Annotated in this window: 22 protein-coding genes; 8 read left to right on the top strand and 14 right to left on the bottom strand. The window is 62.2% G+C overall.

Going from position 1 to position 26,566, the window contains the following annotated elements; translation table 11 throughout:
- Positions 1-20: 20 nt before the first annotated feature.
- On the bottom strand, positions 21-1,448 hold the full coding sequence (locus tag P3S72_RS24620) for a di-heme oxidoredictase family protein (RefSeq protein ID WP_276194663.1): 1,428 nt from the start codon (positions 1,446-1,448) through the stop codon (positions 21-23).
- 140 nt (positions 1,449-1,588) lie between these two features.
- On the opposite strand from P3S72_RS24620, the gene P3S72_RS24615 reads away from it, so the two are divergent.
- A complete protein-coding gene (locus P3S72_RS24615; protein ID WP_276194662.1) occupies positions 1,589-2,152 on the top strand; it encodes a nitroreductase family protein in 564 nt (187 codons plus the stop codon).
- Positions 2,153-2,197: 45 nt separating this feature from the next.
- Here the strand turns inward: P3S72_RS24615 and P3S72_RS24610 are convergent, their stop codons facing one another.
- From P3S72_RS24610 to gap, 7 genes are all read right to left on the bottom strand, one after another.
- Positions 2,198-4,336, bottom strand: a complete 2,139-nt coding sequence (locus P3S72_RS24610; protein ID WP_276194661.1) for a methyl-accepting chemotaxis protein — start codon at positions 4,334-4,336, stop codon at positions 2,198-2,200.
- Positions 4,337-4,471: 135 nt separating this feature from the next.
- Complete coding sequence (locus P3S72_RS24605; protein WP_247399755.1) at positions 4,472-4,873, bottom strand: YbaN family protein; 402 nt, start codon at positions 4,871-4,873, stop codon at positions 4,472-4,474.
- Between the two features lie 99 nt (positions 4,874-4,972).
- Positions 4,973-5,581, bottom strand: coding sequence for a biliverdin-producing heme oxygenase (locus tag P3S72_RS24600; RefSeq protein ID WP_276194660.1), 609 nt, complete (start codon positions 5,579-5,581; stop codon positions 4,973-4,975).
- A gap of 141 nt (positions 5,582-5,722) precedes the next feature.
- The gene (locus P3S72_RS24595) at positions 5,723-8,290 is read right to left on the bottom strand and encodes a TonB-dependent receptor (RefSeq protein ID WP_276194659.1); all 2,568 of its coding nucleotides are present in this window, start codon (positions 8,288-8,290) and stop codon (positions 5,723-5,725) included.
- 116 nt (positions 8,291-8,406) lie between these two features.
- Positions 8,407-9,375, bottom strand: coding sequence for a FecR domain-containing protein (locus tag P3S72_RS24590; RefSeq protein ID WP_276194658.1), 969 nt, complete (start codon positions 9,373-9,375; stop codon positions 8,407-8,409).
- A 74-nt stretch (positions 9,376-9,449) separates the two neighbouring features.
- The gene (locus P3S72_RS24585) at positions 9,450-9,968 is read right to left on the bottom strand and encodes a sigma-70 family RNA polymerase sigma factor (protein WP_247406377.1); all 519 of its coding nucleotides are present in this window, start codon (positions 9,966-9,968) and stop codon (positions 9,450-9,452) included.
- 144 nt (positions 9,969-10,112) lie between these two features.
- Positions 10,113-11,114, bottom strand: coding sequence for a type I glyceraldehyde-3-phosphate dehydrogenase (gene gap, locus P3S72_RS24580; RefSeq protein WP_046490029.1), 1,002 nt, complete (start codon positions 11,112-11,114; stop codon positions 10,113-10,115).
- Positions 11,115-11,335: 221 nt separating this feature from the next.
- Here gap and edd point away from each other — a divergent pair, with 221 nt between their 5' ends.
- The 4 genes from edd to P3S72_RS24560 all read left to right on the top strand — a co-directional run bounded on the left by edd (position 11,336) and on the right by P3S72_RS24560 (position 16,435).
- Positions 11,336-13,162, top strand: coding sequence for a phosphogluconate dehydratase (gene edd, locus P3S72_RS24575; protein ID WP_276194657.1), 1,827 nt, complete (start codon positions 11,336-11,338; stop codon positions 13,160-13,162).
- A complete protein-coding gene (locus tag P3S72_RS24570; RefSeq protein WP_276194655.1) occupies positions 13,159-14,118 on the top strand; it encodes a glucokinase in 960 nt (319 codons plus the stop codon). Before edd ends, P3S72_RS24570 begins: the two co-directional genes overlap by 4 nt.
- A gap of 123 nt (positions 14,119-14,241) precedes the next feature.
- Entirely contained in the window at positions 14,242-14,976 is a 735-nt protein-coding gene (locus tag P3S72_RS24565) for a response regulator transcription factor (RefSeq protein ID WP_253398529.1), read from the top strand.
- A gap of 31 nt (positions 14,977-15,007) precedes the next feature.
- Entirely contained in the window at positions 15,008-16,435 is a 1,428-nt protein-coding gene (locus P3S72_RS24560) for an ATP-binding protein (protein WP_276197992.1), read from the top strand.
- Between the two features lie 138 nt (positions 16,436-16,573).
- Here P3S72_RS24560 and P3S72_RS24555 read toward each other — a convergent pair whose 3' ends face one another.
- A complete protein-coding gene (locus P3S72_RS24555) occupies positions 16,574-17,503 on the bottom strand; it encodes an AraC family transcriptional regulator (RefSeq protein ID WP_276194654.1) in 930 nt (309 codons plus the stop codon).
- A 327-nt stretch (positions 17,504-17,830) separates the two neighbouring features.
- Here P3S72_RS24555 and P3S72_RS24550 point away from each other — a divergent pair, with 327 nt between their 5' ends.
- Positions 17,831-18,172 carry an antibiotic biosynthesis monooxygenase family protein gene (locus tag P3S72_RS24550; protein ID WP_276194653.1) on the top strand — a complete coding sequence of 114 codons (342 nt, stop codon included), beginning with the start codon at positions 17,831-17,833 and terminating at the stop codon, positions 18,170-18,172.
- A gap of 41 nt (positions 18,173-18,213) precedes the next feature.
- A complete protein-coding gene (locus tag P3S72_RS24545; protein ID WP_247404446.1) occupies positions 18,214-18,459 on the top strand; it encodes a hypothetical protein in 246 nt (81 codons plus the stop codon).
- A 125-nt stretch (positions 18,460-18,584) separates the two neighbouring features.
- On the opposite strand, the gene P3S72_RS24540 is transcribed toward P3S72_RS24545, so the two are convergent.
- On the bottom strand, positions 18,585-19,217 hold the full coding sequence (locus P3S72_RS24540) for a flavin reductase family protein (protein WP_276194652.1): 633 nt from the start codon (positions 19,215-19,217) through the stop codon (positions 18,585-18,587).
- Positions 19,218-19,410: 193 nt separating this feature from the next.
- Between P3S72_RS24540 and P3S72_RS24535 the strand changes: the two genes are divergently transcribed.
- Complete coding sequence (locus tag P3S72_RS24535) at positions 19,411-20,166, top strand: hypothetical protein (RefSeq protein WP_276194651.1); 756 nt, start codon at positions 19,411-19,413, stop codon at positions 20,164-20,166.
- 116 nt (positions 20,167-20,282) lie between these two features.
- Here P3S72_RS24535 and P3S72_RS24530 read toward each other — a convergent pair whose 3' ends face one another.
- The 4 genes from P3S72_RS24530 to P3S72_RS24515 form a co-directional block, all read right to left on the bottom strand.
- Complete coding sequence (locus P3S72_RS24530) at positions 20,283-21,602, bottom strand: MFS transporter (protein WP_276194650.1); 1,320 nt, start codon at positions 21,600-21,602, stop codon at positions 20,283-20,285.
- A 216-nt stretch (positions 21,603-21,818) separates the two neighbouring features.
- Entirely contained in the window at positions 21,819-23,144 is a 1,326-nt protein-coding gene (locus tag P3S72_RS24525; protein ID WP_276194649.1) for a sigma-54 dependent transcriptional regulator, read from the bottom strand.
- A complete protein-coding gene (locus P3S72_RS24520) occupies positions 23,138-24,904 on the bottom strand; it encodes an ATP-binding protein (protein WP_276194648.1) in 1,767 nt (588 codons plus the stop codon). The genes P3S72_RS24525 and P3S72_RS24520 overlap by 7 nt, the downstream gene beginning before the upstream one ends.
- A 104-nt stretch (positions 24,905-25,008) precedes the next feature.
- On the bottom strand, positions 25,009-26,532 hold the full coding sequence (locus P3S72_RS24515) for a fumarate hydratase (RefSeq protein ID WP_276194647.1): 1,524 nt from the start codon (positions 26,530-26,532) through the stop codon (positions 25,009-25,011).
- Positions 26,533-26,566: the final 34 nt, after the last annotated feature.

Genomic DNA, 26,566 nt, shown 5'->3' with positions numbered 1-26,566 from the left:
TTCGGTAAGTGGGTCGAGGCTTATAAAGAATTCAGGAACGCCAGCAGCGCAGCGCGCTGTTCGGCATTGAAGGACAACACATGCTGCTGCGCCGCGTGTGCTTCACCGCCGTGCCATAGCACGGCTTCCAGCAGGTTGCGGGCGCGGCCGTCATGCAAGAACTGGGTGTGGCCACTGACGGTTTGCGTCAGGCCGATGCCCCACAACGGCGGCGTGCGCCAGTCGCGGCCACTGGCCTTGAATTCGCTGCGGTGATCGGCCAGGCCGTCGCCCATGTCATGCAGCAGCAGATCGCTGTAGGGGCGGATCACCTGGTTGGCCAGTTCAGGTTCGGCGGCATTGGCTGGCGTGGTGAACGACGGCGTGTGACAGCCCTGGCAACCGGCTTGGTAGAACAGGTTTTTCCCGGCCAGCACCTGGGGCGCGTTGACGTCGCGACGCACGGGCACCGCCAGGTTGCGGGTGTAGAACAGCACCAATCGCAGGATGTTATCGCTGACTTCCGGTTCGCCATCGGGACCGTTGCCGTTGGGCGCCTGCTTGCAGGCGACCTGGGCGTCAGTGCAGTCATCGACGGGCTTCAGCGACGTGGTGAGGCCCATATCACCGGAAAAGGCGTGAACGTTTTGTTGATTGAGGTTGGGTTGCCCGGCTTTCCAGCCGAAACGTCCGAGCACGGTTTTCTGCCGGGCGTCATCCCAGACCCAATTCGCGCGGCCGACGATGGCTTCCTTGTCGGCGGTCTTCGGGTCGGTGTTGCGCAGGATGTCCGCGTCGGCAATCGCTTCGAGCAGGCCCAGGCCGATCATCGGCGGGGCGATGCGTGCGGAGAAACGTGTGTCCGGATGCATCGGGCCGTAGCCGAGTTGGGTGATTTGCAGGTTGGGCTTGCGCAGTTCGACGACGCTGCCGTCCTTGAACGTGACGTTGACCGGCGTGTAGTCGACCCGCACCTTGCCCTCTGGCGTCACGCCGGGTATGGCCATGTCCTGCAATTGCCCGCCGTAGACCGGCTCGGGCACTACGCCGAGGTGCTCGATGAGCTTGGCATACGGCGGCGCATCCGGGATCGACAGGCGCACCAGCATCGACACCGCGTTCTGCGCGTCGGCCAGCGGCGGGTGGCCACGGCCGTCCTTGATATGGCAGTTCTGGCAGGCATTGGTGTTGAACAGCGGCCCCAGCCCATCGCGTGCGGTGGTGGTGGACGGCGCGATCACCCAGGGGCTGCGGAAGAAACTATTACCGACGCTGAAATCCAGGCGGCGGGTCGGCGACAGGTTGGCCGAGGGTAGGGAAAAGGCATTCTGGTCGCGCTTGTTCACCGTCGTTGCACCGCCGGCCCGCGCTTCTCCCGGCTCAGCCTGGGTAAACCGGGGGGCGTCATCGCAGGCAGCCAGGCTCATGGCCATTAGTCCTGCAGACAGGCAAAGAAGCGAACGGAACATCGAGTTTCCTGAAAAAAGGCGAAAAACAAGGTCGCAAAGTCTAACAGGGCGGGGCGGTTTGAATAATAGCAATTATCGTTTGATGGCATGCCGATTCATTCCCGCTAGAATGACCGCACATTTTTCTCTGGAGGTGGCCAATGCAGGCTCTCGACGCTTTGCTCAACCGTGTTTCCGTGCCGCGCCTGCTGGAACCGGCACCGACCCAGGAGCAGCGTGATGTGCTGTTCGCCGCGGCCATGCGTGCGCCGGACCACGGCCAGTTGCGTCCTTGGCGGTTCCTCACCGTGGAAGGCGCGGCCCGTGAGCAGATGGGCACGTTGCTGGTCGAAGCCGCCCGCCTGCAAGACCCCGACGCCCCGCAGGCCGCCCTCGACAAGGCCCAGAACGGCCCGATGCGCGCGCCGCTGGTGGTGGTGGTGATTGCTCGCCTGCAGGAGCATTTCAAGGTGCCGAAATCCGAGCAGTTGCTGGCGGCGGCGTGTGCGGCCCATGGCATCCTGCTGGCGGCCTACGCCCAGGGGATTGGTGCGGTGTGGCGCACCGGGGATTTGTCCTACTCGGCCCATGTGGCCAAGGGCCTGGGGCTGACGGCGGGAGAGGAGGTGATCGGCTTCTTGTATCTGGGCACGCCGCAGAACCCACCGCGTACCGCGCCGAAAGAAGACTTGGCGGCGTTTGTGCAGGCTTGGCCTGGTCTCTAAATGTGTAGGGAGCAAGCTCCCTCCCACATTGGTCCTGTGGTGTTTTTACACCTTGAACTGATCCATCAACTTCATCTGCTGAGTGGCCAAGGCATTGAGTTGGCTGCTGATGGCCGCCGACTCCGTGGCCTGGCCGGTGAGGGTCTCGGTCACGCTGCGGATCGCCGACACGTTGCGGTTGACCTCTTCGGCCACGGCGCTCTGTTGTTCGGCGGCGCTGGCGATCTGCAGGTTCATGTCGCTGATCACCGTCACCGCGTCGCTGATCTTGCCCAGCGCCTGAACGGCCTGATGGATCTGCCCGGCGTTGCTCTGGGCCTGCTGCTGGCTGGAGTGCATGGTCGCCACCACGCCACGGGTGCCGTTCTGGATGCGTTCGATCACCTGACGAATTTCCTCCACCGAATCCTGGGTGCGTTTGGCCAGGTTGCGCACTTCGTCGGCCACCACCGCAAACCCGCGGCCGCTTTCCCCGGCGCGTGCCGCTTCGATGGCCGCGTTGAGCGCCAGCAGGTTGGTCTGCTCGGCAATGCTGCGGATCACTTCCAGCACTGAACCGATTTGCTCGCTGTTGACGGCCAGCGTTTCGACTTCGCTGACGGCCTTGCTGACTTCATTGGCGAGGGTGGTGATATCGCGGGTGCTCTGCTCGATGATCGACATGCCTTCGCGCGCCGACTGATCGGCCCCGCGCGCCGCGCTGGCGGCGTTGGAGGCGCTGTTGGCCACCTCATGGGCGGTGGCGCTCATTTCGTTGGACGCAGTGGCCACCTGGTCGATCTCGCGGAACTGCACCTGCATGCCTTCGCTGGTCTGGCGCGCAATGGCTGAAGACTGGTCGGCCGTGCCACGGGCTTCGGTGATACTTTGCTTGATCTGCGCGATGGTCGGTTGCAGCTTGTCGAGGAAGCGGTTGAACCAGTTCACCAGCTCGCCCAGCTCATCTTTCTTGGCATAGGCCAGGCGCTGGGTGAGGTCGCCGTCGCCGCTGGCGATATCCTTGAGCATGGCGGCCACGCTGTTGATCGGCCGGGTCACGCCGGTGGCGGTCAGCCAGACCAGCAACAGCCCGAGCAATGCGGCGACGGCCGCCACCAGCAAAGTCTTGAGCATGCCGCTGGCCTGGGCCTTGTCGAGTACGGCTTGCAGCTTGACGTTGTCGGCCAGCAGCACGGCCTTGGACAACTTGATCACCACGCCCCAGGACTTGGCGTCGGCAATCGGCTTGACCGGGTACACCGCGCGAATGGTGTCGTCCTGTTCGCTAATCGTGCGGTTGTCACTGGCCAGCAGTTGCACGATGCCTTTGCCTTCGGCGCCCAGAGTGTCGATCAGGTTCTTGCCGACTTTAGCCGGTTCGCCACTGTAGGCGGCGATCAAACCGGTGCTGGAGATAATTCGCAGTTGCGCCATACCGTTGAACAGGTCTTTCTGCGTGGCATCGGTGCTGGCTTGTAAGGAGTCGAGGGCAATGTCGACGCCGATGACGCCGATGACTTTGCCGTCCACCAGTAGCGGCAGGGCGATGGTAGTCATCAACACAGACTTGCCGGCCACCGTGTCTTCATACGGGTCCAGCAGGCAAGTGCGGCGGGTGTCGCGTGGGCAGGTGTACCAGATGTTGTAGGGCGTGCCGTTGAGGTTGGGGGTGGTCTTGTTCAGGTCGTCTTCGATCAGGATCGTGTTCAAGCCTTCGCCACCGGCGCGGCTCCAGTAGCTGGAGAAACGGCCTTTTCCGTTGGAGGCACGCGCCTTGTCGTCGACAAACTCGCTGTCCTTGCCCTCCAGCCCGTTGGGTTCGAACGCCAGCCAGATCCCCAGCACCTTGCTGTTGCGTTCGAACGCGGTTTTCAGGCTCTGGTTGAGATCTTCACGCAGCGCGCCGGGTTCGAGGGACCGCTTGGCGCCCAGGTTGCGCAGGTCTTTGACCTGATCGGCGAGGGCGGTCAAGGCCACCAGGCTGTCGCCGAAGGTTCTCTGCAATTGCACCGCTTGTTCGGCGGCCTTGGCTTGCAGCAGTTGTTCGACACTGGCGGTGAGCATTCGTGAGCTTGAGTCGCTGACCAACGCGTCGTTCTGCGCGGTGTTGTAAATATTGATGCCGACTACCAGCCCAATCACTCCCAGCAGGCAGAGGCCGGACAGCAGGACGATTTTCAAGCGGATGGAGAGGGTATCGAACATAGGTTCACTCACGAATGGACTTGTTTGTATGCGAGCTGGGCCAAGTCCATTCGGCGCATTATCCGGAACATCGGCGCAACCTGGGCTTTCATGAGCGGTAAGCGATGAGCGGTAGGAGAGTGCCTACATCCAGCGTTATATAGGGCGTGCGAGCCGTTCCGGACGGGACCAGATCCACAGGTTGCCCAGGCTCATTCCGGCGATGGCCAGGTAGATCGGCCAGCCGTGATCGAGCATCACCAGCATCAGGCCGGCGCAGAGCAGCATGCTGGCGGTGGCGCTGATTTTGGCGCGGCGCGCGATGATCTTGCCGTTGCGCCAGTTGAACAGGATCGGCCCGAACAGGCGGTGGTTTTCCAGCCAGGCGCTGAGGCGCGGCGAGCTTTTGGTGGCGGCCCAGGCGGCCAGCAGGATGAATTCGGTGGTGGGCAAACCCGGCACGACAATCGCGACCAACCCGATGCCCAGGCTGACATAGGCCAGCAGGCCGAAGAGGAGCTGGGCGATTTTCGAGGTGGATTGGGGTTTGCCGGTCATGGGTGCGTGCAACGTAGGGATAACAAAAAATCGGCTTGGAATGAGATCTAATTGTGGGAGGGAGAAAGCCCCTCCCACCGATCACATTTCAATCGAGTATCAGGCCAGTTCAGGGGCTGTAGCGTAAGCCTGTTCGAGCAACACAGTGAAGCGCATAAACGCATTGATCGCGCCTTTTTCCACAGCGGCTTCTTCTTCGGCGCTGAATTCCAGGCTGTCGAGGGTGCGGGTGAAGCGCTTCCAGCCTTCGGCGCGACCGCCGGCCGGCTCGCCGAGGTGGCGGGCGCCGAAGGTTTCGCTCAGGCCCAGGCCCACGGCACGCTTGATCAGGAACGCGGCGCCCAGCTTGGAGCCTTCGGAGACGAACAGCCAGCCCAGGGCTTCGGCTTTGCTCGGGTTCTGCACGGCGCCGGGGACGGGGGCCGGGACGTCGGTGCCCAGGTCGGCCAGGTCCAGCCTGGCGGCGTCGGCGCGGCAGCGTTCGGCCAGGTCGGGAACGATCTTGATCAGGTCGGCATCGTTGTACAGCGCCACTAGTTCCGACTGGAACAGGTACTGCGCCACCACGAAACGCGCGAAGTTGGGCTGGGTTTCAAACGGCGCGTGCGCCTTGACCAGCGCGTCGAGCCGGGTGTGCGGCGCGGTGGTGATCTGGTTCAGGCGCTGGGAGCGCAGGCTTGGGCGTTCTGCGGAAGGAGAAACGGTCATGAAAAAGTCCTTGAGAAGGGGAGCGCCGTGATGCCCTGGGGCGTGGCTGGGCGGTTAGTAACTAGACGAACAAGAAGACGCGGCACAGTAAAAAATCCTCACCTCATCGCTGATTAATTCCGACGAGGCGAGGCGGGTTGATCAGATGTCCCAGACCACATTGATCGCGAAGTTGCGACCGGGCTGGGTCAGGCGGTCAAGGTTGGCCGGGCCGGTGACACTGGCTTCGCCGACGCTGTCGTAGCTGCGCACGTCATCCCAGTTCCAGTACTTCTTGTCGGTGAGGTTGTAGAGGCCGCCGTTGAGCGTCACGTCTTGGGTGACTTTGTAGAAGGCGGTCAGGTCGACCACACCGAAGCCAGGGGTCTTGAACGGGCCGTCGGTGCTGCCGTCGGGAGCGTGGAAGCTGCTGCTGTCGACGCGATCCTGCTTTTTCACCAGCGTCCAGCTCAGCAGGCCACCGTAGTTGTCCTGTTCGTAACCCAGGCCGAATACGCCTTTGAGTGGGTTGACGCTGTTCAGCGGCTCGCCGCTATCGTCGTTGCGCCCATAGGCGTAGGCAATCGACCCCTGGGTATACAGGCCCTGGGGCGCGCCGAAGGCATCGAGGTTCAAGCGGCCCTTGGCTTCCGCGCCCTTGATGGTTGCGCGCTTGATATTGACCGCCTGGAACTGTTCGACGGTGCCGCCGACGACCGCGTTGTCTTCGTCGATAAAGTCGCGGTACTTGGTGTAAAACACCGCGATGTCGAAGGAGCCCGCGTCGAACTTGCCGCGAATCCCGGTTTCAATGCCTTTGCTGGTTTCCGGCTTGAGGTCGGGGTTGGGCTCGACGGTGTAGCCCAGGTTCAGGTTTTCAAAGCGTCCATACAGCGCCTTGGCCGAGGGCGTGCGAAAGCCTTCGGCGTATTGGCCAAACACGGTGTAGTGATCGGTCAGCGCGTAAGTCAGGCCGAACTTGGGGGTGACACGGTGCCAGGTTTTTTCCTTGTCGCTCACCGGGTATTGGCCGGTCGGGTTGACGCTGCTAAGGAATTCCTGGGTCAGCTTGGGTTTGAGCTGGGTGTAGTCATAACGCACGCTGGGCAGGAAGGTCCATTTGTCCCAAGCGATCTGATCCTGGGCAAACAGCGAATAGGTGTTGATGGTCGGGTCGGGGAAGTCACTGGTCTTCGTCACGCTGTCGCTGGCCGTTGGGCTGGGCGCGCCAATGGCTGTGCAACCGGCGCCGACGGCGAGGCAAGTGGCCGCGCCCTCGCGGGAGCCAGTGACTTTCTGCTGCTTGAGCGTGGTGCCGTAGGTCACTTGGTGATCGGTCTCGCCGAGGCTGAAAGCCTTGTCCAACTGGGCATCGAATACCCACTGTTTTTCTTCGTAAAGCGTGTCGCGGGTGCGCAATACCCGACGGCCCGCCTGGTAGATTTCTGCGGTGGTCTGGTCGGTCTTGGCGATCTGGTAATTGAGGCTGGTCTTGATGCGATCAGTCACGGGCGAGTCGAGGGCGAAAGTGTTTTCCAGGCCGAAACGTTCGCGGGTGATGGTGTCGTTGCCCCGTCGGTCACGGTAGAGATTGAAGCCTTGGCCGCCGACGAACGGGCCTCCCACCGCATTCTTCAGGTTGACGTCGCGATCGTCCTTGTACTTCTCGTAAGTCAGGCCCAGACGGTTGTCATCGCCATAATTCCAGCCCAGCTTGGCCAGCACGTTGGTGGTGCGCGCCTCCTCGGGGTTGGCGCCGGTGCGGGCCAGGCCGGTGGCGTTGTTGCCGTCGTAGGCTTCGGTTTCATGGCCATTGCGTTGGCTCAGGTGCAGCAAACCGTCGACGTCCTGCACGCGGCCGGCGACGGTGGCGGAGGTCAGCCAGCTTTCATCGGCGGAGCTGTAGCCGGTCTTGAGGCGGGCGCCGATGTCCTGGCCGGGTTTGATGATGTCGTCCGGATCGAGGGTGAAATAGCTCACCGCCCCGCCGATGGCGCTGCTGCCGTACAGGGCCGACGCCGGGCCGCGCAGGATTTCGACGCGCTTGACGATTTCCGGGTCGACGTAGTTGCGACGGGTCTTGGCGTAGGGGCCGTTGAAGAAGTTGTCCGGCACTTCCACGCCATCGACCTGGGTAAGGATGCGGTCGCCGTCGATACCGCGAATGTTGTAGCCCGCGTTGCCGGCGCGAGTGCCGGCGCCACCGACCGAGACGCCGGGTTCGTAGCGCACCAACTCACGGATGTTGTTGACGTTCTGGCGGTCCAGCGTTGCACGCTCATGCACGCTGACGGTGTTCGGTACGCTGTTGACGTCCTGCTCGTTACGAGTGGCGCTGATGGTCAGCTGTTGCAGGTTGAGGACGCTGCCAGCAGCGCGCTTTTCCAGGGCAATGCTGTTGTTGCCGAGTTTGCGGTAGCTCAGGTTGGTCCCCACCAACAAGCGCTCCAGGGCTTTTTCCGGCGACAGCGCACCGCGCACGCCAGGCGACGACACACCCTGGCCCAGCTCGGCCGGCAGGCCGACTTGCCAGCCGGTCACGGCGGTGAAGGCATTGAGTGCCGCAACCAGCGGCTGCTGTTCGATGCTGAAGCTGAAGCTGTAGTTGCCGTGGCTGCGGGCGGTGGGTTCGGCGGCGGCGACCATCACCGGCGTACCGGCCAGCAGGATGGCGGCGGTCAGCAAGGACAGCACGGGTGAAGAAGACCGGCGATTGAAACGAGAAGACATCGAAAGCGCTCCGGAGATACGAATCTTATAGTTGCGAACCGATTCAAATGGGAATCAGTTGCATTGGCTAAGACGAGACGTACCGCCGATCACTATCGAGTAAAAATAATTCTCATTTAGTTCAAGATCACCAGTGCCGGGTATTCAGAGAGCTTGGCCGAGGTGATGTGGGCCAGGGAGCGCACCACGTCCAACGGCTGGTCGAGGCGGTAGTTGCCGGTGACGGCGACGCTGGCGAGTTGCTCGTTGGTGTTGAGGATCCAGCCGGGGTAATAGCGGCGTAGTTCGGCGAGCACTTCGCTCATCGGGCAGTTTTCGAAGATCAGCCGGCCCTGGACCCAGGCCAGGTCTTTGTTGGCGTCGAGTCTGGCGGGTTGGCCGAAGCCCTTGGGGCCGATGCGGATGCTTTGCCCGGCGCTCAGGCGCACGCGGGCATCGTCGAAGGTGTTGCTCAGGTCGACATCGCCGCGCTGCACCTGCACCTGGGCTTCGCCATTGAGGTAACGCACGGCGAACGCGGTGTCGCGCACGCTGGCGCGCACGGGGCCGGCGTCGACTTCCAGCGGCAGGCCGCGGTTGGGCATGACCTCGAAAAACGCTTCGCCCTGGTAGAGGCGGGCGATGCGCTGGTGGTCTTTGATGCTGCTGGAGAACGCCGAATCGGTGTTCAGCAAGACGTTCGAGCCCTCGTCCAATTGCAGGCGCTGGCGTTCACCCACCACGGTGAGGTGGTCGGCTTGCAGGCGTACCGGCAGGTTGCTGAAGCTGAACAGCCCGAGCATCAATACGGCGGCGGTGGCCAGTGGTTTCCAATGTGGCTTGATGCGGCGCCAGGCGCTGGGCTTGCGCGGTGCCGCCAGGGCGACGGCGGCGCTGTGGACGGGCGCACCACCCCAGGCCGCCTGGGCTTTGCCGAAGGCCTGGGCGCGCGCCGGATCGCCGGCCAGCCAGGCTTCGAACGCGGCCTGCTGCCCCGGTTGCGGGCACTGCAAGGCGATCAGCCAGTCGAGGGCCTGGTCCATCGCCGGGTCTTGCAGCACCTCATGAGCCAGCGCATGGGGGCGCAGTTTATTCGGGTCCGTCACGGTGTGCCTCGGGTCTTCGCGGCGTTCTATTTATCTTTCCTACAGCCTGGATCGACATTTCTGTCGGATGAAGCTTAAGGCTGATCCAGCCGTTCGGCCACACCTACACAGATGGCCATGATCAATTTCAGTTCCTTTTGCACCGTACTCAAGGACACTTCCAACTGATCGGCAATCTCCTGGTAGCTGCAACCGTGCAGGCGGCTGAGGATGAATATCTGCTGCTGGCGCGCGCTCAACTGGCCGAGGCTGATGCTCAGGTGCTCAAGCAGTTGCTCGGCCTGGGTCGCGTCTTCGGGCGTGCTGATGGGGGCGGCGACACTTTGCAGGACGTCCAGCGGGACATCTTCCTGCAGTGTGCGGGCCTGTATCCTGCGCGAACGCAAGTGATCCAGCGCGAGGTTGCGCGCGGTCTGGTAGACGAAGGGTTCGAGGTGATCGATCGGCCGCTCGCTCAGGGCCCGGGTGACGCGCAGGTAGGTTTCCTGCAACAGGTCCTCGGCGGTGCTGTGGTTGTTCACCATCCGCTGCAAGGTGCGTAGCAGAATCACCCGTTGGGTGAGAAAGACTTGATTGAAGCGAGATTGGCTCACAGTGATACCGGACCGATTTGCAGTTAATGATAATGCGTATCATCAACACAAATGGCAAGTGGCTATTTCTGCGGACTTGCGCAGGTCAAATGTGGGAGGGGGCAAGTCGAACCGCCCCTCCCACAAACGCCCTCTAGCAAGGGATTACTCGGCGTTGCAGAGCGCCAGGCAGTTATCCAGCATGCGGTTGGAGAAGCCCCACTCGTTGTCGTACCAGGCCAGTACTTTCAGCAGTTTGCCGCTGGACTTGGTGTGGTTGGCGTCGAAGATCGACGACAGCGGGTTGTGGTTGAAGTCACTGGAAACCAGCGGCAGGGTGTTGTAGCCGAGGATTTTCGAGTGCTGGCTGGCTTCCTTGAGCAGCGCGTTGACTTCCTCGGCCGTGGCGTCTTTTTTCAACTGTACGGTGAGGTCCACCAGCGATACGTTGATCACCGGCACCCGCACGGCCATGCCGGTCAGCTTGCCCGCCAGTTCCGGCAGCACCAGGCCGACCGCTTCGGCGGCGCCGGTCTTGCTCGGGATCATGTTCTGGGTGGCCGAGCGCGCGCGGTAGGGGTCGGTGTGGTAGACGTCGGTGAGGTTCTGGTCGTTGGTGTAGGCATGGATGGTGGTCATCAGGCCGCTTTCGATGCCCAGCTCGCGGTGCAGCACCTGGGCCACCGGCGCCAGGCAGTTGGTGGTGCAGGAAGCGTTGGAGATGATCTGGTGGGATTGACGCAAAATGTCATGGTTTACCCCGTAGACCACGGTGGCATCCGCGCCTTTGGCCGGGGCGGAGATGATCACCTTGCGCGCGCCGGCGCTAATATGGGCCGCAGCCTTGGCACGGTCGGTGAACAGGCCGGTGCATTCGAACACCACGTCGATATTGTGCGCAGCCCAGGGCAGGTCGGCCGGGTTGCGAATGGCACTGACGGCGATCCGGTCACCATTGACGGTCAGGCTTTCCTGATCGTGAGCGACCTCTGCATCGAAAGTACCGTGGACGGTGTCATATTTGAGCAGGTGGGCATTGATCGAGCTGTCGCCCAAGTCATTGATGGCGACGATCTGCAAATCCTGGCGATAGCCTTGGGTATACAGTGCGCGCAAGACATTGCGGCCGATACGGCCAAAACCATTGATTGCGATTCGAAGAGTCATTGGAAGCTGCCTGTCGTCGATTTGTTGTAAGAATTACAAGATTATTCGCATAAAAATAGAAAACAAGCCTTTTTAATGGCAATATTTTGTTCAATCTACAACGAGTGACCTGAATCAACTGGTCCGATGATCCAAACGACTCCCTGCCATCCCATGTGCTGCGGGCGTTTGATCAGCATAGACGCTCAGGTCGCCACATCCGCTAGCCTGGAGTTCTACACATGCATCCCCGCGTTCTTGAGGTCACCGAACGGCTTATCGCCCGCAGTCGTGCTACCCGCGAGGCTTACCTTGCGCTCATTCGCGGCGCAGCCAGCGACGGCCCGATGCGCGGCAAGCTGCAATGCGCCAACTTTGCCCACGGCGTGGCCGGTTGCGGCACCGAAGATAAAAATAGCCTGCGCATGATGAACGCCGCCAACGTGGCAATTGTTTCGTCATATAACGACATGCTCTCGGCGCACCAGCCGTATGAACATTTCCCTGAACAGATCAAAAAGGCCCTGCGCGAAGTCGGTTCGGTCGGCCAGTTCGCCGGCGGCACGCCCGCCATGTGCGACGGCGTGACCCAGGGCGAACCGGGCATGGAGCTGAGCCTGCTCAGCCGCGAAGTCATTGCCATGTCCACGGCGGTAGCGCTGTCCCACAACATGTTCGATGCTGCGCTGATGCTGGGCATCTGCGACAAGATCGTCCCCGGCCTGATGATGGGCGCCCTGCGCTACGGCCATCTACCGATGATCTTTGTCCCCGGCGGGCCAATGCCCTCGGGCATCTCCAACAAGCAGAAGGCCGACGTGCGCCAGCGCTACGCCGAAGGCAAGGCCAGCCGCGAAGAGCTGTTGGAATCGGAGATGAAGTCCTACCACAGCCCCGGCACCTGCACCTTTTATGGCACCGCCAATACCAACCAGTTGCTGATGGAAGTGATGGGCCTGCATTTGCCCGGTGCCTCGTTCGTCAACCCATACACGCCGCTGCGTGACGCGCTGACCCGCGAAGCCGCGCATCAGGTCACGCGTCTGACCAAGGCCAACGGCAACTTCACGCCGATCGGCGAGATCGTCGACGAAAAATCCATCGTCAACGCCATCGTCGCGCTCAACGCCACCGGCGGGTCCACCAACCACACCCTGCACATGCCGGCTATCGCCATGTCGGCGGGTATCATCCTGACCTGGCAGGACATGGCCGACCTCTCTGCAGTGGTGCCGACCCTGTCGCACGTGTATCCAAACGGCAAGGCCGACATCAACCACTTCCAGGCGGCGGGCGGCATGTCGTTCCTGATCCGCGAACTGCTCGAAGCCGGCCTGCTGCACGAAGACGTCAACACTGTGGCCGGCAAGGGCCTGAGCCGCTACACGCAGGAACCGTTCCTGGTCGACGGCGAGCTGATCTGGCGCGAGGGCCCGATCGAAAGCCTCGACGAAACCATCCTGCGCCCCGTGGCCCGTGCGTTCTCGCCGGAAGGCGGCTTGCGCGTGATGGAAGGCAACCTCGGCCGTGGCGTGATGAAGGTCTCCGCCGTGGCCCCCGAGCACCAGATCGTCGAAGCCCCGGCGGTGGTGTTCCAGGACCAGCAGGATCTGGCCGATGCGTTCAAGGCCGGCCAGTTGGAAAAAGACTTTGTCGCGGTGATGCGCTTCCAGGGGCCGCGCTCCAACGGCATGCCCGAATTGCACAAGATGACCCCGTTCCTTGGCGTGTTGCAGGACCGTGGTTTCAACGTGGCGCTGGTGACAGACGGGCGGATGTCCGGCGCCTCGGGTAAGATCCCCGCCGCGATCCATGTCAACCCCGAAGCCCACAGCGGCGGTCCGCTGGCTCGCGTGCGCGATGGCGATATCATTCGCGTGGATGGCGTCAAAGGCACCTTGGAGCTTAAGGTGGACGCCGAAGAATTTGCAGCGCGCACACCTGCCACGGGCCTGTTGGGCAATAACGTGGGGGCCGGTCGCGAGCTGTTTGCATTTATGCGCTTGGCCGCAAGCTCCGCAGAGCAGGGCGCCAGCGCCTTTACCTGTGCCTTGGAGACGCTTAAGTGAAACTTGCGCTGGTCGGTGACATCGGCGGTACCAACGCCCGTTTTGCGTTGTGGCGGGATCAGGCACTGCATTCGATCCGGGTGCATGCCACCGCGGATCATAAATGCCCTGAGGACGCGATCAAGGTCTACCTCAAGGAAGAAGGCCTGGCGATCGGCGACATCGGCGCGGTGTGCCTGTCGGTGGCCGGGCCGGTGAGCGGTGATGAATTTAAATTCACCAACAACCACTGGCGCCTGAGCAAGACTGCGTTTTGCAACACCTTGCAAGTGGATGAACTGCTACTGGTGAATGACTTCTCGGCCATGGCCCTGGGCATGACCCGCTTGAAGCCCGACGAATTCCGTGTGGTCTGCCCTGGCACGCCGGAACCGTTGCGCCCGGCGGTGGTGATCGGTCCGGGCACCGGCCTGGGCGTCGGCACCTTGCTCGACCTGGGCGGCGGCCGTTGGGCCGCGTTGCCGGGGGAGGGCGGGCATGTCGACCTGCCCCTGAGCAGCCCACGGGAAGCCCAGCTGTGGCAGCACATTTACACTGAGATCGGCCATGTCAGCGCTGAAAGCGCCTTGAGTGGTGCAGGTTTGCCACGGGTGTATCGGGCGATCTGTGCGGTGGATGGTCACACGCCGGTGCTGGATACGCCGGAAGCGATCACGGCGGCAGGCTTGGCCGGCGACCCTGTCGCGATGGAAGTGTTGAACCAGTTCAGTATCTGGCTGGGCCGCGTAGCCGGTAACAACGTGCTGACCACCGGCGCACGGGGCGGTGTGTATATCGTCGGCGGGGTGATCCCGCGGTTTGCCGACTTCTTTATCCACAGCGATTTTGCCAAGAGCTTCAGTGACAAAGGCTGCATGAGCGACTACTTCAAGGGCATTCCGGTATGGCTGGTAACCGCGCCGTATTCCGGGTTGACCGGGGCTGGGGTGGCGCTCGAACAGGCATTCGCCCTGTAGGAGCGAGCTTGCTCGCGAAGAATGTTGACGATAACGAAGCGCATCAGGTGATACGCGGCAGCCTCAGGATTTTCGCGAGCAAGCTCGCTCCTACAGCATGGCCATAACAACAAGGAGGACCCCGTGAGCGTATTCAGTAAATCGATTCTCCTCGTCGACGACGACCAGGAAATCCGCGAATTGCTGCAAACCTACCTCAGTCGCGCCGGTTTCCAGGTACGTGGCGTGCCGGACGGTGCGGGGTTCCGTCAGGCGATGGACGAGGCTCCGTGCGACCTGGTCATCCTCGATGTGATGTTGCCGGACGAAGACGGCTTCAGCCTGTGTCGCTGGATTCGCCAGCACCCGCGCCAGGCGCAGGTGCCGATCATCATGCTCACCGCCAGTTCCGACGAAGCCGACCGCGTGATCGGCCTGGAACTGGGCGCCGATGACTATATCGGCAAGCCTTTCAGCCCCCGCGAGTTGCAGGCGCGGATCAAGGCCCTGTTGCGCCGCTGCCAGTTCGGCCAGGAGCGCAGCGGCAATGGCGACGTGTTGGCGTTCGATGAATGGCGCCTGGACACGATCAGCCACCGACTGTTTCACGTCGACGGCGAAGAGGTGATCCTCTCCGGTGCCGACTTTGCCCTGCTCAAGCTGTTTCTCGACCACCCGCAACAAATCCTCGACCGCGACACCATCGGCAACGCCACACGTGGCCGCGACCTGATGCCGCTCGACCGGATTGTCGACATGGCCGTCAGCCGCCTGCGCCAACGCCTGCGCGACACGGAAAAACCGCCGAGGTTGATCCGCACCGTGCGCGGCAGCGGCTATCAACTGGCAGCCAGCGTGGTTGCCGGCAATGCCCACTGAACACCTGAGCGAACGGCGCCGCCGCTTGCCGGTGCCGCGCTCGCTGCTCGGGCGCATGCTGCTGCTGACGCTGCTCGCGGTGCTGTTCGCCCAGGCGCTGTCCAGCGTGATCTGGGTTTCGCAATTGCGCGCCACCCAGCTCGAAGGGCTGGTCACCAGCGCCCGTAGCCTGGCGCATTCGATGACGGCCAGCGTGAGCTATTTCCGCTCGTTGCCGGTGGCTTATCGCCCGTTGGTTCTCGACCAATTGCGCAGCATGGGCGGCACACGTTTTGTGGTGACGCTCAATGACCGCCCGCTGGACATGGCGATCTTGCCGCAGACCCCGCGCAAGCAAGCGGTGCTCAAAGCGGTCGATGAAGTGCTGCGCCAGACCTTGGGCGCCGATGTGCATATCTCGGTGGAATTTGTCAGCGCCGAAGACCTGCGCATCTTCAATGCCGGGTTGAAGCTCGATGAACTGCCACGTTCCTGGGCGCATTACGCGCTGACCCTGGAACCGGTGAACCCGCCAGTGCTGGTCACCCAGATCCAACTCGCTCCCGGCGAATGGCTGTACATCGCCTCGCTGTTGCCCGAGCCGTACACCAGTCTCGAGGAACAAGGCCTGCCCTCGCAGCAAGTGTGGTTTATCGTGCTGACCAGCGGCTTTTTGCTGCTGTTCATCGGTCTGTTGGTCCACTGGCAGAGCCGGCCGCTCAAGCGCCTGGCGCGGGCAGCGCGGGACATGTCGCTGGGCGCCGACGTGGAACCGGTGGCCGAAGGCGGCGGCAGTGAAGTGGTCGAAGTGGGGCGCGCATTCAATGCCATGCGCGAACGCATCAGCCGTTACCTCATTGAGCGCAGCCAGTTGTTCAGCGCGATCTCCCACGACTTGCGCACACCGATCACGCGCCTGCGCCTGCGGGTTGAATTGCTCGAAGATGAAAACCTGCAAAGCAAATTCGGCCGCGACCTGGACGAGTTGGAGTTGCTGGTCAAAGGCGCGCTGCAGTGCGTGAAAGACACCGACATCCACGAAAATATCGAACCGGTCGACCTCAACCATGTGCTCGACTGCCTGGTGGAGCCGTACCTGGCGCCCAACGGCAACGGCCGCGTGACCCAGCATGGGCGGGCCTTGGCGCCGTATCCGGGCAAGCCGCTGGCGCTCAAGCGCTGCATCGGCAACCTGATCGACAACGCATTGAAGTACGGGCAGAACGCCCATTTGCATATCGAGGACGATGGCGCGGAGTTCATCCTGCACGTCGACGACGAAGGCCCGGGGGTACCGGAACAGCGCCTGGAGCAGGTCTTCGAACCGCATTTCCGCCTCGCCGGCCAGCAGCAGGGCTACGGCCTGGGCCTGGGCATCGCACGTAACATTGCGCACAGCCATGGCGGCGAAGTGAGTTTGCAGAATTTGCGCGAGGGTGGCTTGCGGGTCACCTTGCAGCTCCCCCGAACCCTCGACTGAAGAACACCATTGGGCAAATGTGGGAGGGGGCTTGCTCCCGATTGCGGTGGTTCAGATAAAACAGCTGTGACTGACACGCCGCAATCGGGAGCAAGTCGAACCGTCGCACCACCCCTCCCACATCTGATCGGCAGTGAATCACACGCTCTGACGCAACCTGGCCAAATCCCTCAGCGGCGGCGCACCAAACAACCGGCTGTACTCGCGGCTGAACTGCGACGGGCTTTCATACCCCACCCGATACCCGGCCGCCGAGGCTTCCAGCCCTTCGGCGATCATCAGCCGACGCGCCTCCTGCAAGCGCAACTGCTTCTGGTATTGCAGCGGGCTCATGGCGGTGATGGCCTTGAAGCGGTGGTGCAAGGTCGAGACGCTCAGGTTCACTTCCTTGGCCAGGTCATCGATGCGCAGCGGCTGTTCGTAGTTGCCATTGAGCCATTTGATCGCCTGGCTGACCCGATGACTCTGACTGTTGGCCACGGCGATTTCATACAGCCGGTAACCCTGTGGCCCACGCAACAAGCGGTAGAGAATTTCGCGGCTGATTAACGGCGCCAGCATGGCGATGTCTTTGGGCGAATCGAGCAGGCGCGTCAAGCGCAGTACGGCGTCGAGCAGTTGGTTGTCGATGCGGTCGACGTACATCCCACGCGGGGTCGGGCGCGACGGCACGCCCATCGGCCCGGCTTCTGCGATCAGGGCCGTGAGCTGCGCCGGGTCGATGTTGATGCGGATCGACAGGTTAGGGTCTTGCGGGGTGGCATCGATGATCCGCCCGGCCACCGGCATCGACACCGAAAACACCAGGTAATTGAGCGGGTCATAGGCAAAGATTTCGTCGGCCAGGCGCACTTCCTTGCGGCCGTTGGCCAGGATGCACAGGGCGGGTTCCACGAGCACCGGGCTGAAGTCGCGCGGCGTGTTGTGGCGGTTCAGGAACAGTGACGTGATCGCCGTACCGTAGGAGCCGTCTTCCCAGGTATGCCGATGCACGATGCTGGCCAGTTCGGCGCGCTGTTTTTCCATCTCGGCATCGAGGGGCTCGGACTTAGGTTCGGGCGACGACATGGGACGTCCTCTGCAGGCTTTTTTGATGGGCTCAGCTTAGCGGCGGCTGTTCAAACCGTGGTATGTCGATTCTGCACAATCCTTGCCTGATCCTGCGGCACATCGTGAATCAGGCAAGCAGGAGAACTGTCATCGCCCTGAAACATGGCGCCTGCCTTTGGAATAAAGCCGGCGGGCAAGCGTCCTGTCTAGGCTTTTCGCAGGATTGTGCAATAAGCCGGCAGGAATCGACTAACCGCGCCTCGACCTGCGCCGTTATCTTTGATCCTGTGGCAACACGCCCTCACCGTGCTTGCCGAGCATCACTTCTCAACGGGAGAGTCGAACATGTCCACCCCCATTCCCGCGAGCCATATGGCCTTTATCCGCGCCCGCAGCGGTTGCAGCACCGAACTCGGTGCTCGCTTGAGCAGTTTGATCGAACCGGGCCGTCAGGCTCAGGGTTGCCTGCAGTTTTCGTTGCAGCATTCCCGGGTCGACCCTGATGTCTGGCTGGTCTCGGGCTTCTGGAGCAGCGAACAGGCGATGAGTGCCTACTTCAACTCGCCGGCCCTGATGATCTTCTCCGAGCTGTTGAACGACATGGTCGTGCGCAGCATGGACTTCCAGACCTTCACCGATGCATCCGCCACCAATGCCTACGGCGAGTACCTGCAACTCGCCGGTTAGGGTTTAGAATGGCCGACTTTCCATTGGCCAGGACCTGCAACATGGCACGTAAACAATTTGCTCACCACGAAGCCGTTTCCGCCGTAGTACCGGGCGAAGGGGGCTACAGCGCCGCCGTCGCCGTCAAGGCGCTGGATGGCATGGGCGCACCGCAGTTTCACAAGATCCTGGATGGACAGACGTTCAAGACGGCGTCCGATGCCGACGATGCGGCGACGCTGCAACTTGAGTTGTTGACCGACGTCGATGCAGAAGGTCAGTTGACCTGGGCAACTGCCACAAACTGACGCACGCCGTCGATCCAGTGTGGGAGGGGGCTTGCCCCCGATAGCGGTGTTTCAGCTACAGATAGGCTGACTGACACACCGCCATCGGGGGCAAGCCCCCTCCCACATTTTTTATTGCATTGCAGTCAGGCTTGGGTGGCGCCTGGGCGATACATTTTGAACAGCGCCTCAGGGCCCACTTTGAAGTAATCCGCCGGGCCACCGCCACGCAGGATCGGTTCGGCGGCGGCGGTGTCGTAGATCCCATCCTTGAGCAGCCACTTGGCAATATGCACCGCGACCACCTCGCCCAGCACCAGCCAACTGGGTACCAGTACCTGGTCGGCACGCTGCAGTTGGATGATCTGCGTGACCTTGCACTCGAACGACACCGGGCTCTCGCCCACCCGCGGCACGCCGACGATCTTCGAGGCCACTGGCGTCAGGCCGGACAACTCGAACTCATTCACCTCTGGTGGTACGGCGGCACAGCTCTGGTTCATCTGCTCGGCCAACGGGCGAGTGGCCAGGTTCCACACAAACTCGCCGGTCTGTTCGATATTGTTCAGGCTGTCTTTGCGCCCGACACTGGAAAACCCAATGATCGGCGGAATGTAGTTGAACGCATTGAAGAAACTGTAGGGCGCCAGGTTCAGGCGACCTTCGCGGTCGTGAGACGAAATCCAACCGATCGGCCGTGGGCCGACGATGGCATTGAACGGGTCATGGGGCAGGCCGTGGCCCTTGGCGGGTTCATAGTAATAGCTGTCGTCAGACATGGCCGGGGTTCCTGCTGTGCTTTTCTGGGGGCCGTCATAGTGCAAGCCATGGCGGCGAATTTCCATCGGCCCTATGGAATTTTCATTCAGCGCCCACCTATTTTTCACAGCGCCCCGTTCAGTCTGCGCGCCAGGTCGACACCCCCCTATAAGTCGGCCCATTGATAGATTGAGCTTCGGAGCCTTGCACTGCATGAACAAACTTCCTCAGATCACCCTGGCGTTCTGGGTCATGAAAATCTGCGCGACGACCCTGGGCGAAACCGCCGGGGACTTGCTGTCGATGACCCTGAACGTCGGTTATGCCATCAGCTCGATGATCCTGATCAGCGTGTTCCTGGTCACCCTGGTGACGCAACTCTGGTCGAAAGCCTACAACCCGGTGCTGTACTGGATCGTGATCCTGTCCACCAGCACCGCCGGCACCACCATGTCCGACTTCATGGACCGCAGCCTCGGCCTGGGCTACGCCACGGGGTCGATGATCCTGATCGTGATCCTGATGATCATCTTCGCGTTGTGGCACCTCAGCGGTGATTCGCTGAACGTGAACAAGGTGCAAACCTTTCGCGGCGAGTTGTTCTACTGGATGGCGATCCTGTTCTCCAACACCTTGGGCACTGCTCTGGGCGACTTCCTTGCCGACGATTCGGGGCTCGGCTTCGCCGGTGGCGCCTTGTTGATCGGCTCGACTATCGCGGCGGTGGTGGCGCTCAAGTACTTCACGCGGATTTCGTCGGTGTTGCTGTTCTGGGTGGCGTTCGTATTGACCCGCCCATTTGGCGCGACCCTGGGCGACTTCCTGACCAAACCCCATGAAAAGGGCGGGCTGGACTTCGGCACCATCGGCTCGTCGGCGGTATTGGCGGCGGTGTTGTTGGTGATGATTGTCGGGGCTTTGTATGTTCAGCGGCGCTATGTGCGGCGCGAAGTGGCAGAGTTGTCCTGATTGCACATGTGGGAGGGGGCTTGCTCCCGATGGCAGTGGGTCAGCTTGAGATAAGTTGACTGATACACCGCGATCGGGGGCAAGCCCCCTCCCACATTGGTTACTGCGTTCAGCGGTTAGTTCGTGGTGATCCGCGAATGCTTGCGGGTGTCCTTCATGGTCACGTAGACCACCAACGACACCGCGATACACGCGGTCACGTACCAGTAGTAGCCGGTTTCCATGCCGATGCTCTTGAACCACAGTGCGATGTATTCAGCGGTGCCGCCGAAGATCGATACGGTCAGCGCATACGGCAGGCCCACGCCCAGCGCACGGATTTCGGTGGGGAACAGCTCAGCCTTCACCACCGCGTTGATCGAGGTGTAGCCGCTGACAATGATCAGCGCCGCCATGATCAGGAAGAACGCGCCCCACCAGCTCTGGATGGTGTGCAGGGTGGTGAGGATCGGCACGGTGAACAGCGTGCCGAGGATGCCGAAGGCGATCAGGATCGGCCGCCGGCCGACCTTGTCCGACAGCGCGCCGACCAGGGGTTGCAGGCACATGAACAGAAACAGCGTCGCTGCCGAGATGGTGGTGGAGTCGGAAATGCTCATGCCGACGGTGTTCACTAGGTACTTCTGCATGTAGGTGGTGTAGGTGTAGAAGGCCAGGGTGCCGCCCATGGTCAGGCCGACCACGGTCATCAGTTCCTTGGGGTGGCGCATCAAGGTGCGCATCGCGCTTTCCTTGGCTTTTTCCTTCTTGGTGAACGACTCGGTTTCTTCCATGCCGCGACGCAGGTACAACGCGACCACTGCACACAGGGCGCCGATGGCGAACGGGATACGCCAGCCCCAATCGTACAGTTGCTCGGTGGTGAGGGTCTGTTGCAGCACGATCAGCACCGCCAGGGCAATGAGCTGGCCGGAGATCAGGGTCACGTACTGGAAGCTGGAGAAGAAACCGCGACGTTCCTTGGTCGCCATTTCACTCAGGTAAGTGGCCGAGGTGCCGTATTCGCCACCCACCGACAAGCCTTGCAGCAGGCGGGCGAACACCAGCAGGATCGGCGCACCGACGCCGATGGTTTCATAGCCCGGGCTCAGGGCGATGATCAGCGAGCCGAAGCACATCAACAGTACCGAGGCCATCAAGGCGGCTTTACGACCGGCGCGGTCGGCGTACAGGCCCATCAGCCAGCCGCCGATTGGGCGCATCAGGAAGCCCACGGCGAAGATCGCAGCGGTGTTGAGCAGTTGGGCGGTGGTGTCGCCTTTGGGGAAGAAGGCTTTGGCGAAGTACAGCGAGAACGCCGCGTAGACGTACCAGTCGTACCACTCGACCATGTTGCCGACCGATCCGCTGAAGATCGATTTGATGCGGCTGGAGGTGGTGCGTTCTTTCGCCGGCGCAGCCGCCGACCCCAGAGGCAGGGTATTGGAGTTATCCATTGAAGGATCCTTCAGATAGTTGTTTTTATGGAGCGTGCCTGGGCACAGCCTGATTGGGGCTATAGCAGGAGCTGTGCCAGGCGGGGGAAGGCGCGGTCTAGAAGGGTTTGCAGGTTTTTTTGAGCGGAAAGTCGCTGATGGTTTTGGGCTGGGTGAGCGGAAATCCGCTTATGGCTTGCCTGCGCTGGCGTCTTTGGAAGTAACCCAGGGCATGGCCTAGAGAAACATCTCCCGCACCAACCCATGCCGCTGCATTTTCTCATTGAAGGTGCGCCGGGGCAGTTGCAGTTCGGCCAGCACCGCCTTGATATCGCCTTTGTGTCGGGTCAGTGCGGCTTTCAGGCAGTGGGCCTCGAAGGCTTCCTGTTGTGCCGCCAATGATTGCCCGGCCTCGATGCCTTCGGGCTCTGGCTCGCCAAGCCCCAACACCTGGCGTTCGGCGACGTTGGCGAGTTCGCGCACGTTGCCCGGCCAGTCATGGCTGAGCAGGCGCCCCAATTGCGCGCCACTCAGCGGTTCAACGTGGCGGCCCAGGCGTTCGGCGGCGCTTTGCGCAAAGTGATCGAACAGCAGCGGTATATCTTCACGACGCTCGCGCAGGGGCGGCAGGCGCAGTTGTGCGACGTTCAGCCGATAGGCCAGGTCTTCGCGAAAACGCCCGGCGCGGGCCTCGTCCAACAGGTCCGGCTTGGTCGCGGCAATGATGCGCAGGTCGACGTGGATACTTTGGTTGGAGCCCAGTCGCTCCAACTTTTGCTCCTGCAACACGCGCAGCAATTTGACTTGCTGGGCCAGGGGCATGCTTTCGATTTCATCCAGAAACAGCGTGCCACCGTGGGCGTATTCCAGCTTGCCGATACGCTTGCCCTGGGCCCCCGTAAACGCGCCGCTCTCGTGGCCGAACAGCTCGGCTTCAAACAGTTGCTCGGGGATCGCCGCGCAATTGAGCGCGACAAAGGCTTTTTTCGCCCGCGGGCCGAAGTCGTGCAGGCAGCGGGCGACCAGTTCCTTGCCGCTGCCGGTCTCGCCGCGGATCAGCACGTTGACTGGGAGCGTCGCCAGGTCCAGCACCTGGCGGCGCAGGTTCTGCAAACTGCGGGACACGCCCAGCAGGCTGTTTTCCAATTGTGTCCGATGATCGGCCTGTTGATGCAGGCGGCGGTTTTCCAGGATCAGCCCACGTTTATCGAGGGCGCGGCGCAGGCTGTTGAGCAGGGCTTCGGGGCTGAAGGGTTTTTCCAGGAAGTCGTAGGCCCCGTCGCGCATGGCTTCGACGGCCATCGGCACATCGCCATGGCCGGTCAGCAGGATCACCGGCAAGTCGGCATCGCGCCGCCGCACTTCGGCCAGCAGCTCCAGGCCGCTGAGGCCGGGCATGCGCACGTCGCTCAAAATCACCCCGGGAAAGTCCTTGGGCAGTTGCGCGAGACAGGCCTCAGCGCGACTGAACAACTGCACTTCAAATCCCGACAGGCTCAACCATTGCTCGACGGCCGTGCGAATGCTGGCTTCGTCATCGATCACAATCACCGCGTTCAACATAGCTCCGGCGTCTCCAGCGCGATAGGCAGCGTCAGGGTAAACACCGCGCCGTCGCCACGGTTACCGGCGCTCAGGCGCCCACCCAGTTCGTGCACGATAGCGTAGGACACCGCCAGCCCCAAGCCGAGCCCATCGCCCACGGGCTTGGTGGTGAAGAAGGGGTCGAACACGTTGTTCAAATGTTCCTCGGCGATGCCGCCACCGCTGTCGCTGACGGTCAACTGCCACAGTTGCTCATCGGCGTGCAGGCGGATTTCCAGGCGTTTGCGCGGTTTGTTGGCCATGGCGTCGAGGGCATTGCGCAGCAGGTTGATCAGTACCTGTTCCAGGCGGATCGCGTCGCCACGGACCCAGGCGGGGCGGGTCAGGTCCAGCACGGTGCCGATGCCTTCATCGCGCAGGCGTGCGTCGAGCAACTCCAGGGATTGGTCGACCACCGTGGCCAGGTCCAGGCGTTCGCGCAGGCCGCTGGGGCTCTTGCGGGCGAAGGTCTTGAGATGGCCGGTTAGCGCGGCCATGCGCGTGAGCATGTCGTCCAGTGGTGTGAGCGCCTTGTAGGCATCGCCCACGCGGCCATGGTCCAGCAGCAGACGTAGGGTCGCCAATTGCATGCGCTGCGCGGTGAGTGGTTGGTTGATTTCATGGGCGAGGGCGGCGGACATCTGCCCCAGCGCCGCCAGCTTGGCCGATTGCACCAAACCATCCTGGGCCGTGCGCAGCGCCTGGGTGCGCTCCTCGACAAGCTGTTCGAGCTCTTCGCGGCTGCGCTGGCGCATGCGGGCCAGACGCCAGCGTTGGGTCAGAAACAGCACCAGGAACACCAACGCCAGCCACGAACCGGCGGCAGCGAGGCCGGCGTTGCGTTGGTCTTCGAAGGGGAACTGAGGTTTGCGCAGCAGGTGCAAGGTCCAGCCTTCGGCCTTCAGCGGCAGGGATTCCCAGATGTAATTGGCGTTGCCATCGGGGCCGTTGACGCGCATCAGGTGGCTGTTTTCGTCGAAACGTTGCAGGGCCTGGGTCTCCAGCGGCTGCAATTGTTTCTTGTCGTATTGGCGGGTGGCCTGTAGTTCGGCCAGATCGCTAGCCGACAGCGGGCGCAGGTTGCGATAACGCCAGCCCGGCTGGTTGGCGATAAACACGATACCGCGCGCGTCGCTGACCAGCAGCAGGTCATTGCCTTGGGCCCACTCACGCTCGAGCTCGGGGAATTCCAGCTTGACCACCATGGCGCCGAGGAACTGCTCGTGTTCATCGAGCACCGCGCTGGAAAGGAAATACCCCGGCACGCCGGTGGTCACCCCGACCGCAAAAAAGCGCCCGGTGCCCTGGCTCAACGTCTGCCTGAAATACGGCCGGAACGCGTAGTTATGCCCGACGTAACTGCTCGGCAGGTTCCAGTTGCTGGCGGCCACGGCCAGGCCGGTGCGGTCCATCAGTTCCAATGTGGAGGACTGCGCGGCGCCGTTGATACGTTCCAGTTTACGGTTGAGCACGCCCTGGGTCGCAGCATCCAGCGGGCCTTTCAGCGCGCTGATCATTTCCGAATCCAGCGCCAGCACGGCGGGCAGCGCACGGTAGCGTTCGATCAGGGTGTGCAACGAGTTGCCATATAGCGTGAGCTGCTGATTGGCGCGGGCGGCATCGTCTACCAGGGCCTGGCGTTCAGCGTGGCGTGTGGCCAAGGCGGCGGCCAGCACCGCACCGGCGATGATCAATAGGGAGTAGACGGTCAGGCGCAGGGGACGGGTGATCGCGATCATACGAAGATGAACAGTTGCAATTAGGGGGGGCACCATAGCATGCGCCATAAAAAAGGCGACTGGGCCGTGTAGCCGCAGTCGCCTTTATCGGTACGAAGAAGTGTTTACTGCACTTCTATCGCCAGGCTTTCACTGATCTTTTTCTGCCAGATGGCAGGACCGGTGATGTGGACGGATTCGCCCTTGCTGTCCACCGCAACGGTGACCGGCATGTCTTTGACCTCGAACTCGTAGATCGCTTCCATGCCCAGCTCGGCGAAAGCGACAACGCGCGACTTCTTGATGGCTTGCGCCACCAGGTAAGCAGCGCCGCCCACGGCCATCAGGTACACGGCCTTGTAGTCCTTGATCGCTTCGATGGCGGTCGGGCCACGCTCGGATTTGCCGATCATGCCCAAAAGGCCGGTTTGCTCGAGGATCTGGCGGGTGAACTTGTCCATCCGCGTCGCGGTGGTCGGGCCAGCCGGGCCAACCACTTCATCGCGCACCGGATCAACCGGGCCGACGTAGTAGATGAAGCGCCCCTTGAGGTCCACCGGCAGGGTTTCGCCCCTGTTCAGCATCTCGACCATGCGCTTGTGCGCGGCGTCGCGACCGGTGAGCATCTTGCCGTTGAGCAACACGGTTTCGCCCGGCTTCCAGCTCTGCACGTCTTCCGGGGTCAGGGTGTCGAGGTTGACGCGACGGGCCGACGGGCCGGCTTCCCAGACGATTTCCGGGTAGGCGTCCAGCGATGGTGCTTCCAGCGATGCCGGGCCCGAACCGTCGAGCACGAAGTGCGCATGACGGGTGGCGGCGCAGTTGGGGATCATGCACACCGGCAGCGAGGCGGCGTGGGTCGGATAGTCCATGATCTTCACGTCGAGCACGGTGGTCAGGCCACCCAGGCCCTGGGCGCCGATACCCAGTTGGTTGACCTTCTCGAACAGCTCCAGGCGCATCTCTTCGATACGGTTGGAGGGGCCGCGCTTTTTCAGCTCGTGGATGTCGATGGATTCCATCAACACTTGCTTGGCCATCACGGCAGCTTTCTCGGCGGTGCCGCCGATGCCGATGCCGAGCATGCCCGGTGGGCACCAGCCGGCGCCCATGGTCGGAACGGTCTTGAGCACCCAGTCGACGATCGAGTCGGACGGGTTGAGCATGGCCATTTTCGACTTGTTCTCGGAACCACCGCCCTTGGCGGCCACATCCACTTCCACGGTGTTACCCGGGACGATGGAGTAGTGGATCACCGCCGGGGTGTTGTCCTTGGTGTTTTTGCGCGCGCCCGCCGGATCGGCGAGGATCGAAGCACGCAGGACGTTTTCCGGCAGGTTGTAGGCGCGACGCACGCCTTCGTTGATCATGTCGTCCAGGCCCATGGTGGCGCCGTCCCAACGCACGTCCATGCCTACGCGCACGAACACGGTGACGATACCGGTGTCCTGGCAAATCGGGCGGTGGCCGGTGGCGCACATGCGCGAGTTGATCAGGATCTGGGCGATGGAGTCACGGGCTGCTGGCGATTCTTCGCGCAGGTAGGCTTCGTGCATTGCCTGGATGAAGTCAACGGGATGGTAGTAGGAAATGAATTGCAGGGCGTCGGCAACGCTCTGAATCAGGTCGTCTTGCTTGATCACGGTCATGAGTCGCGCTCCTCTATAAGGGAACATTCAATAA

The sequence above is a fragment of the Pseudomonas sp. D3 genome (assembly GCF_029320995.1).
Lineage (GTDB): Bacteria > Pseudomonadota > Gammaproteobacteria > Pseudomonadales > Pseudomonadaceae > Aquipseudomonas > Aquipseudomonas paraveronii.
The sequence above is the reverse complement of the archived record's forward strand: the minus strand, read 5'-3'. Positions and strand labels throughout refer to the sequence as shown.

Excerpts from the sequence above, each read along its gene's own strand:
- P3S72_RS24525 (WP_276194649.1), bottom strand. The coding sequence starts at position 23,144 with ATGTTGAACGCGGTGATTGTGATCGATGACGAAGCCAGCATTCGCACG.
- P3S72_RS24555 (WP_276194654.1), bottom strand. The coding sequence starts at position 17,503 with ATGTCGTCGCCCGAACCTAAGTCCGAGCCCCTCGATGCCGAGATGGAA.
- P3S72_RS24545 (WP_247404446.1), top strand. The coding sequence starts at position 18,214 with ATGGCACGTAAACAATTTGCTCACCACGAAGCCGTTTCCGCCGTAGTA.
- P3S72_RS24535 (WP_276194651.1), top strand. The coding sequence starts at position 19,411 with ATGAACAAACTTCCTCAGATCACCCTGGCGTTCTGGGTCATGAAAATC.
- P3S72_RS24605 (WP_247399755.1), bottom strand. The coding sequence starts at position 4,873 with ATGACCGGCAAACCCCAATCCACCTCGAAAATCGCCCAGCTCCTCTTC.
- P3S72_RS24515 (WP_276194647.1), bottom strand. The coding sequence starts at position 26,532 with ATGACCGTGATCAAGCAAGACGACCTGATTCAGAGCGTTGCCGACGCC.
- P3S72_RS24520 (WP_276194648.1), bottom strand. The coding sequence starts at position 24,904 with ATGATCGCGATCACCCGTCCCCTGCGCCTGACCGTCTACTCCCTATTG.
- P3S72_RS24595 (WP_276194659.1), bottom strand. The coding sequence starts at position 8,290 with ATGTCTTCTCGTTTCAATCGCCGGTCTTCTTCACCCGTGCTGTCCTTG.
- P3S72_RS24620 (WP_276194663.1), bottom strand. The coding sequence starts at position 1,448 with ATGTTCCGTTCGCTTCTTTGCCTGTCTGCAGGACTAATGGCCATGAGC.
- P3S72_RS24600 (WP_276194660.1), bottom strand. The coding sequence starts at position 5,581 with ATGACCGTTTCTCCTTCCGCAGAACGCCCAAGCCTGCGCTCCCAGCGC.
- P3S72_RS24610 (WP_276194661.1), bottom strand. The coding sequence starts at position 4,336 with ATGTTCGATACCCTCTCCATCCGCTTGAAAATCGTCCTGCTGTCCGGC.
- gap (WP_046490029.1), bottom strand. The coding sequence starts at position 11,114 with ATGACTCTTCGAATCGCAATCAATGGTTTTGGCCGTATCGGCCGCAAT.
- P3S72_RS24540 (WP_276194652.1), bottom strand. The coding sequence starts at position 19,217 with ATGTCTGACGACAGCTATTACTATGAACCCGCCAAGGGCCACGGCCTG.
- P3S72_RS24550 (WP_276194653.1), top strand. The coding sequence starts at position 17,831 with ATGTCCACCCCCATTCCCGCGAGCCATATGGCCTTTATCCGCGCCCGC.
- edd (WP_276194657.1), top strand. The coding sequence starts at position 11,336 with ATGCATCCCCGCGTTCTTGAGGTCACCGAACGGCTTATCGCCCGCAGT.
- P3S72_RS24615 (WP_276194662.1), top strand. The coding sequence starts at position 1,589 with ATGCAGGCTCTCGACGCTTTGCTCAACCGTGTTTCCGTGCCGCGCCTG.
- P3S72_RS24530 (WP_276194650.1), bottom strand. The coding sequence starts at position 21,602 with ATGGATAACTCCAATACCCTGCCTCTGGGGTCGGCGGCTGCGCCGGCG.